1 pseudogene is annotated in these 247 nt (G+C 70.0%); it reads right to left on the bottom strand.

Annotation, left to right across the window (positions count from 1 at the left end):
- A pseudogene (locus BIU91_RS15120) lies at positions 1-206 on the bottom strand (hypothetical protein); the annotation flags it as partial.
- Positions 207-247: the final 41 nt, after the last annotated feature.

Raw genomic sequence — 247 nt, forward strand, 5'->3', positions numbered from 1 at the left:
TCGTCGAAGCCGCAGACCACGCACTCCAGACGCGTCCAGACCTTCTTCGTGCCGGTGCGGTTGGCGCGAGACTGCACGAGCCAGGCGGGCGGGTCCTGCTCGATCGCGTCGAGCTCCGCTTCGCTCAGGCGCGACGGGATGCCGTGGCGGGTCGCCATCTCGAGGGGGATGTCGAGCCGGACGGCGGCTTCGCGGCGGGAGAGCATCCGTCCAGGGTAGGTCCTGCCACTTCCCACCTCGAACTGCG

The organism is Curtobacterium sp. MMLR14_002, assembly GCF_001864975.1.
Lineage (GTDB): Bacteria > Actinomycetota > Actinomycetes > Actinomycetales > Microbacteriaceae > Curtobacterium > Curtobacterium flaccumfaciens.